The 12,896-nt window shown below is 44.1% G+C and carries 15 protein-coding genes; 8 read left to right on the top strand and 7 right to left on the bottom strand.

Features of this window, described 5'->3' with window-relative positions; all coding sequences use genetic code 11:
• Positions 1-19 precede the first annotated feature (19 nt).
• A complete protein-coding gene (locus tag AC20MK_RS10935; protein WP_487355838.1) occupies positions 20-1,159 on the top strand; it encodes a class II fructose-bisphosphate aldolase in 1,140 nt (379 codons plus the stop codon).
• Positions 1,160-1,194: 35 nt separating this feature from the next.
• Here AC20MK_RS10935 and AC20MK_RS10930 read toward each other — a convergent pair whose 3' ends face one another.
• Positions 1,195-1,746: a YdeI/OmpD-associated family protein gene (locus AC20MK_RS10930; protein WP_487355837.1), complete on the bottom strand. Its 552-nt coding sequence runs from the start codon at positions 1,744-1,746 to the stop codon at positions 1,195-1,197.
• Positions 1,747-1,894: 148 nt separating this feature from the next.
• Between AC20MK_RS10930 and AC20MK_RS10925 the strand changes: the two genes are divergently transcribed.
• On the top strand, positions 1,895-2,686 hold the full coding sequence (locus AC20MK_RS10925; protein WP_487355836.1) for a hypothetical protein: 792 nt from the start codon (positions 1,895-1,897) through the stop codon (positions 2,684-2,686).
• 3 nt (positions 2,687-2,689) lie between these two features.
• The gene (locus AC20MK_RS10920; protein WP_487355835.1) at positions 2,690-2,992 is read left to right on the top strand and encodes an LptM family lipoprotein; all 303 of its coding nucleotides are present in this window, start codon (positions 2,690-2,692) and stop codon (positions 2,990-2,992) included.
• A gap of 63 nt (positions 2,993-3,055) precedes the next feature.
• Here the strand turns inward: AC20MK_RS10920 and AC20MK_RS10915 are convergent, their stop codons facing one another.
• The 5 genes from AC20MK_RS10915 to AC20MK_RS10895 form a co-directional block, all read right to left on the bottom strand.
• A complete protein-coding gene (locus AC20MK_RS10915) occupies positions 3,056-4,219 on the bottom strand; it encodes an ABC transporter permease (protein ID WP_487355834.1) in 1,164 nt (387 codons plus the stop codon).
• Positions 4,206-4,892: an ABC transporter ATP-binding protein gene (locus tag AC20MK_RS10910; RefSeq protein WP_487355833.1), complete on the bottom strand. Its 687-nt coding sequence runs from the start codon at positions 4,890-4,892 to the stop codon at positions 4,206-4,208. The genes AC20MK_RS10915 and AC20MK_RS10910 overlap by 14 nt, the downstream gene beginning before the upstream one ends.
• A gap of 12 nt (positions 4,893-4,904) precedes the next feature.
• On the bottom strand, positions 4,905-6,131 hold the full coding sequence (locus AC20MK_RS10905) for a COG1361 S-layer family protein (RefSeq protein ID WP_487355832.1): 1,227 nt from the start codon (positions 6,129-6,131) through the stop codon (positions 4,905-4,907).
• Positions 6,124-6,747, bottom strand: coding sequence for a YIP1 family protein (locus tag AC20MK_RS10900; protein WP_487355831.1), 624 nt, complete (start codon positions 6,745-6,747; stop codon positions 6,124-6,126). Before AC20MK_RS10900 ends, AC20MK_RS10905 begins: the two co-directional genes overlap by 8 nt.
• Positions 6,748-6,812: 65 nt before the next feature.
• A complete protein-coding gene (locus AC20MK_RS10895) occupies positions 6,813-7,136 on the bottom strand; it encodes a DUF167 domain-containing protein (protein WP_487355830.1) in 324 nt (107 codons plus the stop codon).
• A gap of 313 nt (positions 7,137-7,449) precedes the next feature.
• Between AC20MK_RS10895 and AC20MK_RS10890 the strand changes: the two genes are divergently transcribed.
• From AC20MK_RS10890 to AC20MK_RS10870, 5 genes are all read left to right on the top strand, one after another.
• Positions 7,450-7,731 carry a hypothetical protein gene (locus tag AC20MK_RS10890; protein WP_487355829.1) on the top strand — a complete coding sequence of 94 codons (282 nt, stop codon included), beginning with the start codon at positions 7,450-7,452 and terminating at the stop codon, positions 7,729-7,731.
• A 327-nt stretch (positions 7,732-8,058) separates the two neighbouring features.
• Positions 8,059-9,309: a Glu/Leu/Phe/Val family dehydrogenase gene (locus AC20MK_RS10885; RefSeq protein WP_487355828.1), complete on the top strand. Its 1,251-nt coding sequence runs from the start codon at positions 8,059-8,061 to the stop codon at positions 9,307-9,309.
• Between the two features lie 184 nt (positions 9,310-9,493).
• Positions 9,494-10,222: an NAD(P)-binding domain-containing protein gene (locus AC20MK_RS10880; RefSeq protein WP_487355827.1), complete on the top strand. Its 729-nt coding sequence runs from the start codon at positions 9,494-9,496 to the stop codon at positions 10,220-10,222.
• A gap of 304 nt (positions 10,223-10,526) precedes the next feature.
• Entirely contained in the window at positions 10,527-11,855 is a 1,329-nt protein-coding gene (gene glnA, locus AC20MK_RS10875) for a type I glutamate--ammonia ligase (RefSeq protein WP_487355826.1), read from the top strand.
• A gap of 195 nt (positions 11,856-12,050) precedes the next feature.
• On the top strand, positions 12,051-12,614 hold the full coding sequence (locus tag AC20MK_RS10870; RefSeq protein WP_487355825.1) for a hypothetical protein: 564 nt from the start codon (positions 12,051-12,053) through the stop codon (positions 12,612-12,614).
• Here AC20MK_RS10870 and AC20MK_RS10865 read toward each other — a convergent pair whose 3' ends face one another.
• The gene (locus tag AC20MK_RS10865) at positions 12,615-12,893 is read right to left on the bottom strand and encodes a DUF1894 domain-containing protein (RefSeq protein WP_487355824.1); all 279 of its coding nucleotides are present in this window, start codon (positions 12,891-12,893) and stop codon (positions 12,615-12,617) included. It abuts the gene before it with no gap.
• Between the last annotated feature and the right edge of the window lie 3 nt (positions 12,894-12,896).

Below are 12,896 nucleotides of genomic sequence, written 5' to 3'. Positions count from 1 at the left end.
AACTTTTGAGGGTAATCCTATGACCAATAACACTTTTGAACCGATACCAAGCTCATTTATGTTTAAGAGCCTGCTTGATAAGAACACTATCATTATGACTGCAAATCCTCGTATCGCCCTTGTGACAAAAGGCATCATGAGAGCAGCAAAAGAAATGGATGCGCCGCTTATTCTTGAGCTGGCTAGATCGGAGTGTAATCTGGAAGGCGGATATGCAGGCCTGACTCCTGCTGCGATCTCCAAGATCACAAGAGATGCCGCAAAAGAGCTTGAGTTCGATATGTGGGCATTGCATGCTGACCATATCGGTATCAAGAAGGGTACCGATGAAGATATCGAGGCTACTAAAAAGCTTGTGGATGCACAGATCGCGGCCGGTTACACTTCCTTTGCCATTGACGCATCCCATCTGTTCAATTTCCAGGGCGGCAACCTGCGTGAAGAACTTGCGAACAATATCGATGCAACAACAAAGATCGGGCTCCACATCAAAGAGGGTATGGGCGATAAGGAGTATGGTCTTGAGGTCGAGGTCGGTGAGATCGGACGAGAGGACGAGCATGGCAGGGTCCTGACCCGGCCGGAGGAGGCTGCTACTTTCATCAAGGCATTGAACGAGAATGGTGTTTATCCTCACTTCCTGGCAATTGCTAACGGTAGTGCTCATGGGAACACCTATGATGCTAACGGCAACCTCATCGAGCAGGTCTCTGTGGATATCGAGCAGACAGTTGCAGTAGCACAGGCACTGAAGGACAACGATCTCGATGTAAGGATAGCACAGCATGGGATCACCGGTACCCCACGTGACCTGATTCACAATCACTTCCCGCATGGCGATATTGTAAAAGGCAATGTGGCAACCTTCTACCAGAACATCGTCTGGGATATTTTCAAGGTATATGAACCGGAACTCTACAAGGATATCTGGGACTGGACAATTGCAAACTATAAGGAAAAGGCTCCGGAAAAGAACGACAATGAGCTATTTGGCAAGTTCAGCAAATTCTCCATCAAGGAGTTCTTCGACAGGATCTATTCAGTGGGCGAGGATACGCTGGAAGCAATTGATGCAATGTGTTATGCTGAAACCCTTATTTTCATCAAGGCCTTCAATGGTCAGGGTACTGCACAGGCAGTCAGGGATTCCCTTAACTAATTTTTTTGAACCCGGATGTGGTCGGTGAGGCCCGATCACATTATTCCGGGTTTCTTATTCTCTTTTGCTCTTTCTACAACAGCATTTATTCTTCTGGTTCGGGTATCCTCACGTTTTGCATCAACCACCCATTCGATGTATGATCTCCTGTAACCCGGAGCAAAGGCCAGGAAATTATTCCATGCCTGTTCATCAGCTTTTAGGGCAGCTCTCATGTCTTTTGGCAGGGTCAAATTATTTGGTTTCGGTGATATCTCATTGAGTGAATTGCCGAGTTTCTCCATTCCTGCCTCGGTCATTTTCCCCATTTCTATCATATTTCTTGCTCTTTGTTTGTTCGTCTCTGACCATGTGCTCCTTTCATTGCGTGGGGTATATTTTTGAGCATAAGTATCATCGTCTATCCTGCGAACAAGACTATCTATCCAACCAAAACAGATCGCTTCTTCGACTGCATCACCGTATGGAAGTATGGGCTTACCTGTATGCTTTTTATAATGGACCAACCAGACCTCCTTTTCAGTGGAATGGTATTTTTCCAGCCATTCTCTCCATTTTTCCCGTATCTCCACATGCAGTGTGTTCATGTCCATTATTTTTGACAGATGTCTTTTATATCCTTTTTCGTGCGATCTCATGTTGATGGATATATGTCTATTCTGTAATGGGGTGATATGGCAGACCACAAAACAGTTATATTGGTAACACCGGATTTTCCTGTATGGGAGGCACAATATGGATCTGAAAAAGAAGTCTTTTATTACCTTGATCGTGCTTACGATGATGCTTATGCAACCAATGACCGTATATGCATTATCTGCAAGTGATGCAAAACAGGAATGGTATGATGCAAAACAGGAAAGTCTCGAAGCACAGGCTGAATACAGGGATGCAAAGATCGGGTGGGCAGCAGACAAGACCGATGAAAATAACCAGAAGGTAATTGACACTGGAAAAGATGCTCTGCATGCTTCACTGAATGAGGTGGAAGCATGGCTTATATGGAAGGATCTGGAAGTGGAAGAGAACCCTGAGATCCCTGATGATCTGAAAGAGAGTATTCAGGAAGATGTTGATGTCAATCTTGGGAAGATAGGCGCACTAAGGGCAGAAGTCGATGGTGTGGAAAATAGATTTGAGCTTGGTGTCGTTTTCTTGAAAATAGTAGGAAACTATTTCGAACTTGTGTCCGATGTTGCAAGGAACAGTGGGTTTGTGTGGGTTCATATTGCCAACGAAAAAGCAGACACACTTGATGAATATGAAACAACTTTGCGCACAGTGGCGGAAGGCATGGAAAATAACGAAGTCATTCTTGAAAAACTTGACCTGGCAAGATCTGATATAGAGGACGCAAAAGAAAATATCAATAATGCGAATAGGGAATATGAGCAGGTCCGTATTCAGGAAAAACCATTGATCAAGTTCTCCAATGGGAACAATTATCTAAGGATAGCAAGGGGTAATATGATCTCAGCACATGGATATTTGAATGAAGCTTATGGTCTGATCCTCAGGGAGGGCTGATAAATGAAGAAGATGATGATCTCTATCTTGATCATAGCTATGATACTTTTCGTCAGTGGGTGTGCTCAAAATGGCGATGTTCCTGGGGAAGGGTCAAATACTGGTGTTTTGGAAGACTCCTCAGTAGGATCGGGAGACCTGGATGAGGATATGGGAATCGAAGTTACTGATGATATCCCCGAAAGTGAAGAAACTCCGAATGGGTCTGATAATATCAGTTCTATCTCACAGGAGGACCTCGACAGGTTAAAGGAAGAACTTGAAGGACTTGAGTTTGAAGATGTGGGTGGACTTTCCGGGGAATGATCCCTCATCTTTTTTAACCTTATCTTTTTAATTTTAGGATCGCATCCCTCTTTAAAGGATTGCTTACTCATATCGCAATGCATCCAGCGGTCTCATATTTGATGCTTTCCATGCCGGATACATGCCACCTATCAGACTGGTAGCGATCCCAAAGATGATGCCTTCCAATATGTATAGAAGTGTTGCAAATGATAGCAGGTAGGATGTGTTATCAACGATCAGTGAGAGTATCAAGTAACCAGCTCCAATGGTGAACAGTCCTCCTATCAGACTGGCAATAATGCCAAGAAGCAGAGCTTCCAGAAGGAACATGGTGAGTATGTCCCTGCGCGATGCTCCTACGGCTTTCATCACACCTATCTCTTTTGTGCGCTCCATTGTTGACATGAGCATAACGTTCAGTATGCTTACTCCTGCTACTAAAAGTGAAATAGATCCGATTCCCATGAGGAACAGGGAGATCGATTTGAATGCTTCATTTATGCTTTCGAGAATTACGTTCGTGGCAAAGACGCTGACTACCTCATCCTTTTTGTTCAGGAGTTTCTCTATATCATTTTTGATGTCGTTAACCTGGTCAAGCTCTTCAGCTTTGATGATCACAAAATCATATTCTTCTTCCTCGTTTGGATAGAGTTTCCGGTACATCTGTTCAGAAGTGAAGATCCCGGTATCTGTGTCGATGTCAAATCCCATCCCACGTTCTTTAAGGATCCCCACGACCCTGAGGCGTGAATCCCCTATCTCTATTTTCCCCCCTACTTTCAGTTCAAGGGTATCTGCAATGGATGCTCCTACGACGCAGTCTGTTGAACCGGACTTGAAGTATTGGCCCTCATTTATCTCTACTAACTTCTCAAGGTCACCCTTATCTATGTCATAGACGGACCCGAAGGTGTATTGGTTCTTGTATTCTACTCTGTCCCCGCTTGAATATACCGGTATTATAGCATCTATCCCACTGATCTTCTTCATCTGTTTGACCTGCTTTTCACTCACACCGTCTTCGCCTGGTGCAGGGTAGATAAGCAATTTATCGCCAATATCTCCGAATGAATCGGTTACGGACAATTTCAGGCTGTTACCAAGGATGCCCATTGAGGATATCGCTATAACTCCTATTATGATGCCAATCGCAGCAAGAACGGTCCGGAACGTCTGTCGCGTGAGATTCCTTCGGGCAAGCTGAAGGTACATATTGTTCCTTATATCTTCAATTGATATCATCAGATACCTCCCCGTCCAGCAGCATTATGGTCTTGTTTGAATATTCTGCAAGCTTTGGGTCATGGGTAACGACTATCATGGTAGTACCGGCTTTGTTAAGCTGGCTTAAAAGGTCCATGATGATCTTACCTGTCTTGGAATCCAGATTCCCGGTCGGTTCATCTGCAAGCAAGATCGGCGGGTCGTTCGCAAGAGCGCGTGCAATGGCCACTCTTTGTTGCTGTCCTCCGGATAGTTCGTTCGGGCGATGGTCAGCGTATTCAATTTCGAGCTTTGCCTGTTCCAATGCATGTAATGCTCTCTCCTTTCTCTCATTTGGAGGCATACGGCTGAAGATCATTGGTATTTCGACATTCTCCAGGGCTGTAAGTGTGGGTATCAGGTTGAACTGCTGAAAAATAAATCCAATATTGTCCCTGCGAATTGTGGTAAGCTTGTCATCATTAAGTTCTGTGATATCTATGTCGTTGATCTTCACGGTGCCAGACGTTGGTGTGTCAAGGCATCCTATCATGTTAAGAAGGGTGGATTTGCCTGATCCGGAAGCTCCCATTATTGTCACAAAATCACCTTTTTCAATGGAGATATCAACACCGTTCAGTGCATGTATCTCATTTGCGCCAATGGTGTATATCTTTTTGACATCTTCCAGTTGGACGATCATATCGGACATGGGTTCCCCCATTTAATCATCATTTTCCAGTGTTTGTTCTCTCTTCTTCCACGAATATGCTATCGCTACGGCGACTGCGGTCAACAATACTGCGGCTATCAGCCATACCCATATTGCTGGCTTATTTTCATCCTCATATGTGGCAATGTTTTCCAGATCTATATATCCGGTAACTGATGAATATACATTATCGGTGTCACGGAACTCTATAAGGATGGGCACTTTGGTGACGTTGGACGATAATATCTGTGCTGAAAGTTCAAAACTACTGAAATCATCTGCTTCCAGCGTGCCTATGAAATAGTTCGCATAAGGCTGCATAGGTTTAATATCATCCGACCGGGTCACGGATACAAGTACGTTCTTCGCATCGGTAGTGCCGAAGTTATTGATATCGCCTGTAAATGTGTACTGTTTTCCGATGTTATTCACTTCTATGCTTGTAAAAATAAGGGATGGCTGCTCCACAACATCGATCGTGATCTCTTCTTTTTCGGAAACATGGTAATTGTCACCATTAAAGAACGATGCAGTAAATGATACTTCTTTTTCACCGTTTGTGGATGCCATCGTATTGAGTGTAACAGTCACTGTGGACTTGTTCCCTGAAGGAATTGCTCCGACAAACACTTCTGACGGGTTGAATCGTACTCCCTTTCCTTCAGGTGTGATGATGACATTGTTGACCTCGTTTGGTCGGGTGTTGATTATGTCCAGTTCTACTGTTGAGATCTCATTCATTACGGTGGATGGCATCGTGGCCATAATGAGCTTAAGGTCCCGGTTATCGATCTTTATTGGAATGTTGTAGTTAAGATCGTACATATCACTGCCACCGACCACTTCCATGTTAAGGAAATGAATTCCGTTGGTGGCATTGTCCTTTGCGCGAACATTGAACGTCAGTTTAATGGTATCTTTCGGACCCAGAAGCCCAATATCCGTATAGCCTTTGCTGATGATATCAATATTAGAATTGCCTGCCAGTGTTATGCTGGCGATATAGGCATTCATGTCGAAGGTTTCGTCATCCTCTGTGACATAGACCGTGCCAGTGGCCATGTTCTCTATGTCCATTGTGATCGTGCCGGTATCTCCCGGCATGAGCACGTCTGGGTACATCGTATAATCGACAACTACGGTTGGCCTTATCTCGGTTTCTGCTGTTGCTGTACCGGTGAGTCCAAGCAATAGCAGTACAAAAATGCTTGCGATGATCTTGTTTTTCACTTCACGCACCTATGAACTTACTCGCACTGTATAATATATAAATTCCCACTGGGGCCAATACGGATATTGCTGCATTCTTCACGGTCATGTTCCTTGCATGCACCAGTCCGAAGATCCAGATGTTCGCACTCCAGAGGGTGACTATTATTCCGACCAGTGTCACCAGCTTCATAGTTGGGTCTGCAAGGATGGCTTCCTCAATAAGGGCAGGGTCTTCGAGATTGATATTTTCCAGCGAGAATGATGTTGCTATTACAAAGATGCTTATCACACTGTTTATGATCGATGGTATCAATCCGTATGCAACGACTTCAAGTACTCTTTTGAAATCTCCTTGTCCGCCAAGTATGGAGGAAATTCCGTAGAATATTCCTGCATAGATAACCCACATAAAAAGTACTCCGATAAAAGCTCCTATCACTGCAAAGATCACTCCAATGCTTCCGAAAGCTGCTGCTTCGGGTGGAAGGAGTACCATTATCTTTTGCGTCATTATGGCAGCGCTTATAGCTCCCAGTACTCCGATGAACAGCACAATAAGAAGTGGAGTCTTAAGTTCCACTTCGCTTCTCATCTTCTCTTCAAAAAATCCATTTGGATCCGTAAGAACTTGAGTTAGTGTCATTAACATTTATGTACGAACTATTGTATATATCACTGCCGGTTTCGTTAAATCGACACGCCATGTTATTATTTCATCAATACATCTGCAAGTGCTAAAACCACTTTTCTGTGATCAGGTCCACTTATGACTATTGTCTTCTTTGAGTTCTTTGCACCGGATACGATCGTAATGTCCCTTGAACTTATGTTAAAAAAGTCTGCCACGATCTCCACAAGCTGTCCGTTGGCCTTCCCTTTCTGTGCTGCGGAAGTAAGTTTGATCTCTATACGTTCCCGCCACTGGTTATATCCTGCAGGAAAACAGGCTTTCTTTGATCCCGGGGTAACTTCCAGATCGATGGCGATACCATCCTTTGTTTCTTTGATAGCTTTTTCAAAAGATGTGGCCATAGTAAGAACTCTTCGATAGGTGTGTTTTAGAAAATGTCGATAATGCTGTAACCTGGCCCACTAACTCCGAAAGTTCATCCTATTGGGATTCCCGCTGTCCCTTCCGGTTTCCCTCGTGTCAGGCTTATATTGCATTATCGTATGTGCCGCATTGAGGTTGTCTATACAATCACAGAAAGGCTCTGCCATATTCTCATGCAAGGACCTTACAATGCGCCACCACATAGTACATGGTAGCATGATATAAAGATGACGTTTTGTCTGAGTTTAATTTTCATGTTTGTTATATTATGTACTAGCTCTCATTTCCTTTATGGAACTGCTTCTTGTCTCTGATATGCATGCTGATCTTGAAGCTCTGGATATGGTTTTTTCCATTCCTCATGACCGGGCTATCTGTATTGGGGATGTTGTATACCATGGTCCTGATCTGGATGGGTGTATCGACCGACTGCGGGCATTTCCATGTTCAGCTGGGTCGGAGGTTGGTGGTGTCAGGATAGTGGCCCCCGGTTCTGTGGGGTCCGCTAAGGGATGGTGGTGGGGCAAGTTGTGCAGTTCTGAATACTCTGTTTTCCTCTGTGGAATTCTTTGATGCTGGCTACGATGTACGGCAGGTAATTGGAAATGTGAATGAAGGATGCCCTGCTCAGAGAAATTGGTGGCAATTCTAAGGCGTTGTTATTAAAATAAGGGGCTATAGGGTGTTTTTGGCTATTTTTTTTATTTATTGATATGTCCGCGAAAGCAAAATCTATATATAATAGATAGCGGTAATAAGTATCCTTGTCAAGCCACGGGATGTAATGGTTACAGTCTTGGTGGCAAAAATGCCTATATATTAATAAAAAAGACTATGTTAGCATAAGTTTTTTTATATGTGCATATTTACAATTTAAAAAACTAAACGTGAGGTAAAATAATGGCAGAACAAAACCCATTTGAGAATGCAAGAAAGCAGTTAAAGAAGTGCGCAGATATCCTTGAGCTCGATGAGGGCATCCATGATATCCTGAAAAACCCAATGAGGGAAATGCATGTGTCCCTTCCTGTCCGCATGGACGATGGAAGCATCAAGGTCTTCCAGGGATTCAGGGTACAGTACAATGATGCAAAGGGTCCAACAAAAGGTGGTATCCGCTTCCACCCAGAAGAGACCGTTGACACTGTCAAGGCACTTGCAGCATGGATGACATGGAAATGTGCAGTTATGGACATCCCCCTCGGTGGAGGAAAGGGTGGAGTTATCTGCAACCCTAAGGAAATGTCCCAGGGTGAACTTGAGCGCCTTTCAAGGAAGTTCATTTCAAGCATCTCAATGATCGTAGGTCCTGACAAGGATGTACCTGCTCCTGATGTATACACCAACCCACAGATGATGGCATGGATGATGGACGAGTTCTCCAAGTTCTCCGGTAAGAACCAGGCTGGTGTCATCACCGGTAAGCCACTCAGTATTGGTGGTTCCCTCGGTCGTGGCGACGCTACAGCACGTGGTGGTCTTTACGCAGTCCGTGAAGCAGCAGCAGAGATCGGCCTTGACCTTAAGGACGCAACTGTCGCAATTCAGGGATACGGTAATGCAGGTTATTTCGCAGGAACTCTCTGTGAAGAGCTTTTCGGATGCAAGGTCGTCGCTGTAAGTGACAGCCGCGGCGGAGCCGTCAACATGAACGGTATCAGCGCAGAAGCAGCACAGGAGCACAAGAAGGCAACCGGTTCAGTTGTTGGTCTCGCAGGCACAGAGCCTATCTCCAACGAAGATCTCCTTGAGCTTGATGTCGATATACTTATACCAGCAGCTCTTGAGCACGTTATCACACACGATAATGCAGACAAGATCAAAGCAAAGATCGTTGCAGAACTTGCAAATGGTCCAACCACTCCAGAAGCAGATGAGATGCTCTTCCAGAAAGGCGTACACCTCATTCCTGACTTCCTCTGTAATGGTGGCGGCGTGACAGTATCTTACTTCGAGATGGTACAGAACTTCTACATGTACCGCTGGAGTATAGAGAGGGTCCACAACAGACTTGACGCAAAGATGACCAACGCATACCACGCTGTTCTCGAAGCTTCCAAGCACTACAATGTCAACATGAGAACCGCAGCATATGTCGTAGCTGTCAACCGTGTAGTTGAAGCAATGGCAGACCGCGGATGGTTATACTGAACATTGTAAGACATTTTCGAAAAATAACTCTTGGTTTGAAGGGAGGGTTTTGATCTCCTCCCTTTTTAAACCTGTGATGTCTAAAACATTTGTATTATGCTCAATAATTCTAAATGTTCGTCATTGGATATCGTATTCTACTTATCAAAAAAGATATAACTAACTTGGGAGATTAGAGGTCATTATGAAGATCGCAATCCTTGGTGGAACTGGCAATATTGGTAAAGGCTTTGCCCTGCGCTGGGGTCAGATGCATGATATAGTGATAGGTTCCAGAAACTCTGAGAAAGCTATTAAAGTCGCAGAAGAATATACTCGTATCCTGAAAGAAAGGGGCTTTGATTCCAAGATCGAAGGTATGGACAACAAGTCCGCCGCAGAAGTTGCAGATGTGATAATCATTGCAGTCCGTTATGAACAGGTTCCTTCTATTATCGAGCTCATAACACCCGTCCTCAAGGAACAGATCGTAGTTTCAGTTGTAGTTCCTATGGAAAAGGACCGCTGTTACATACAGCCTGATCCAGCCGTTAATGGACACATTACTATCGATGCTTCCGAGTCCGAGTATAATGCTGATTACTTCTGTTACACAACTCCCGAAGCGGGCAGTGCTGCGGAAGAGATCGAAAAACTTTTACCAACTGATATTGAGCTTGTATCCGCATTCCATAATGTTCCTGCAAAGAAACTTGCAGACCTTGACATTGAACTTGATTATGATATTGCAGTATGTGGCAACTGCATGCATTCAAAGAAAATAGTGTTCGGACTTGTAAATGATATCTCTAAAATGCGACCTTTGGATATCGGTCCACTTGAGACTTCCGGAATGGTCGAATCTCTGACACCATTGGTGATCAATATCGCCATACGCAACAAGATGCATGATGTTGGCATTAGATTTGTTTAAATAAAAAAGAGATTGTTTTGGCATGAATATTGATCACCAATGATTATATATCTCATCCCTTACAATACCGAATGTACTCTGATAAAGGGCAACTGAAGGGTTCCAACCGTCAAAAATTGATCTTGGATTCATAAAAACGAAAATTTTCCATCCCCTCAAAGAGAATCCTCAGTTCCCCTTTTTCTTATCTTTTCTACTCTTCTAACAAAAGAATATATATATATAAAGGCAAGTTTTAGAGCATAATATCTTATTATACTCTATATCAAAACAGCACAAAACGATCCATGATGTGGGTGATGCAATGAATATCAATACTAAAGAAGATGTTCTCAAAGCAATTGAGAGTAACAATGTTAAGTTCATAAGGTTACAGTTCACGGACATCCAGGGTGTCGTGAAAGACGTGGAAATTCCTGTAACACAGATCGAAAAGGCTCTTAGTGTAGGAATATCCTTCGATGGTTCTTCTATTGAAGGTTTTGTTCGTATCAATGAGTCAGATATGGTCCTAAAACCGGATACTTCCTCCTTTGCCATACTTCCATGGAATCAGAAGAAGGGTGTCGTTGCAAGGATGATATGCGATATCTATCTTCCTGACGGAACTCCTTTTGAAGGGGATCCTCGTTACGCCCTCAAAAAGGTCATGAAAGAGGCGGAAGAGATGGGTTTCACACTTAATGTGGGTCCTGAACTCGAGTTCTTCCTTTTCGAGAAGCATGATGGAAAAGCAACGACCATTCCTCACGACTTTGGTAGGTATTTCGAGTTTGCACCGGCAGACCTTGCAGAGGATATCCGTCGTGATATAGTGTTGACGCTCATGGACCTCGGGTTTGATATCGAAGCTTCACACCACGAAGTTGCATTTGGTCAGCATGAGATCGATTTCAAGTATGGCGATGCCCTTACGACCGCTGACAACGTGACTACATTCAAGTATGTTACACGTACCATTGCGAAGCTCAACGGATTGCACGCAACTTTCATGCCAAAACCTATCTTCGGCGAGAACGGGTCCGGTATGCATGTAAATCTCTCCCTTTCAAAGAATGGCCAGAATATATTCTATGATGCTGATGGTGATATGCAGATAAGTGATGAAGCACGCTACTTTATAGGTGGTCTTCTCAAACACGTAAAGGCTATAACAGCAATTTCCAATCCACTTGTAAACTCCTACAAGCGCCTTGTTCCGGGCTATGAGGCTCCGGTCTATATCGCATGGTCTGGTGCCAACAGAAGCTCTCTTATCCGTATCCCTGCAGCAAGGGGCAAGGGTACTCGTGTAGAGCTTAGAAGCCCTGATCCATCATGCAACCCTTACATCACTTTCGCTGCTGTTCTTGCAGCAGGTCTTGATGGTATAAGGAACAAGATCGATCCCGGGGACAACAGGGAAGAGAACATCTTTGAGCTAAGTGCTAAAGGTCTCAAGGACTTTGGTATCGAAACCCTTCCATCAACCCTTAACGATTCTGCAAAGTATCTGGCAGAAGATGAGCTCTTAAAGGAAGCCCTTGGTGCTCATGTGATCAACAGTGTCTTGAGTCTCGCAAAGGCTGAATGGGACTCCTATCGTATTCAGGTACATCCCTGGGAAATCGAAAGATATCTCAATACAGTGTGAGAGTTCATACTCTCATCTATCCTTTTTTTCTTCACTTATTTATTTTTGAATAATTCCTATCATGCTCGTCCTCTGTCTGGTTTGGGCATCTTCTCAAAAAGCTACATGACAATAAAATACTGGCATAAGGGTACAGGCATTTGTTCCAGTACAAAGTTCCATAACTGTTAAATCGATTCATGATAAGTTCTTCTCATGACAGATGTGATGCTACTTTGGGACAACCCTTTACTTTTCGAGAAACTCTTTACGGAGAACGGTCTTAAATGTCAGCGTGTCCTTTCCACTTCGGTCGGAACCCCTTTTCTTCCCCCTTGCAAATGTGTGGTGATCCCTACCGGATTTGCAAATCCTGCCTACACCAAGATATGTCCGGGGATAGAGAATAATGGCAGGTCCTTTGAGAGATTTATTCGCTCCGGGGGCATCCTTGTGGTCTTCGGTGCACTCATGCCTGAGTATGAGCACGATTGGCTGCCCATGAAACTTACCTATATAGAAAAGCATGGGGAGGTAGGGCTGGTGCAGGTATCGTCCCACGAGATGTCCTGTATTGCAGATGTTCAGGAAAGCGTGGAATGCGATGGTTATTATTCAGAGACCGATGGGAATGTCATAATAGAGAACAGTGAAGGGAATGCGGTGCTGGTGGTAAAGGAAATGGGGGATGGGATGGTCATAGCCACGACCATCCATGAGTTCCCTTCCTCAGATTTCCTCAAATGTATCAGTGAAAAAGCAAAACGATCGAAGATATGATCATTTTTGGCTATTGCGTAGCTGTTCGATATCTTCCTTTGCGTCAGGATATCTGAGGATGTATAGGCCACTGCATGGTTTTATGAACTGGAATATCAGGTCGTCTCCCTTTATTCCGATTGGTATGGAGTCTCCTCCACGGAGCATAATTCCATGTAATTTGTAACCGCCTTTGACGTGATAGACCTCATCGCATTCTTTCTTGATGAAGTCTTCACATTCCTGAGGTGTGGCTCCTTTGAGGAGGATCTCATAGGGAATGTCGTTTATGCAGGCCATATT

Source organism: Methanococcoides sp. DA23 (assembly GCF_057593895.1).
Note: the sequence above shows the minus strand (reverse complement) of the source record. Positions and strands in the feature narration are given on the sequence as shown.

What these genes read in the sequence shown, in the direction of transcription:
- AC20MK_RS10935 (WP_487355838.1), top strand. Translation starts at nt 20, where the DNA reads ATGACCAATAACACTTTTGAACCGATACCAAGCTCATTTATGTTTAAG.
- AC20MK_RS10930 (WP_487355837.1), bottom strand. Translation starts at nt 1,746, where the DNA reads ATGAACACACTGCATGTGGAGATACGGGAAAAATGGAGAGAATGGCTG.
- AC20MK_RS10925 (WP_487355836.1), top strand. Translation starts at nt 1,895, where the DNA reads ATGGATCTGAAAAAGAAGTCTTTTATTACCTTGATCGTGCTTACGATG.
- AC20MK_RS10920 (WP_487355835.1), top strand. Translation starts at nt 2,690, where the DNA reads ATGAAGAAGATGATGATCTCTATCTTGATCATAGCTATGATACTTTTC.
- AC20MK_RS10915 (WP_487355834.1), bottom strand. Translation starts at nt 4,219, where the DNA reads ATGATATCAATTGAAGATATAAGGAACAATATGTACCTTCAGCTTGCC.
- AC20MK_RS10910 (WP_487355833.1), bottom strand. Translation starts at nt 4,892, where the DNA reads ATGTCCGATATGATCGTCCAACTGGAAGATGTCAAAAAGATATACACC.
- AC20MK_RS10900 (WP_487355831.1), bottom strand. Translation starts at nt 6,747, where the DNA reads ATGACACTAACTCAAGTTCTTACGGATCCAAATGGATTTTTTGAAGAG.
- AC20MK_RS10895 (WP_487355830.1), bottom strand. Translation starts at nt 7,136, where the DNA reads ATGGCCACATCTTTTGAAAAAGCTATCAAAGAAACAAAGGATGGTATC.
- AC20MK_RS10890 (WP_487355829.1), top strand. Translation starts at nt 7,450, where the DNA reads ATGGAACTGCTTCTTGTCTCTGATATGCATGCTGATCTTGAAGCTCTG.
- AC20MK_RS10885 (WP_487355828.1), top strand. Translation starts at nt 8,059, where the DNA reads ATGGCAGAACAAAACCCATTTGAGAATGCAAGAAAGCAGTTAAAGAAG.
- AC20MK_RS10880 (WP_487355827.1), top strand. Translation starts at nt 9,494, where the DNA reads ATGAAGATCGCAATCCTTGGTGGAACTGGCAATATTGGTAAAGGCTTT.
- glnA (WP_487355826.1), top strand. Translation starts at nt 10,527, where the DNA reads ATGAATATCAATACTAAAGAAGATGTTCTCAAAGCAATTGAGAGTAAC.
- AC20MK_RS10870 (WP_487355825.1), top strand. Translation starts at nt 12,051, where the DNA reads ATGACAGATGTGATGCTACTTTGGGACAACCCTTTACTTTTCGAGAAA.
- AC20MK_RS10865 (WP_487355824.1), bottom strand. Translation starts at nt 12,893, where the DNA reads ATGGCCTGCATAAACGACATTCCCTATGAGATCCTCCTCAAAGGAGCC.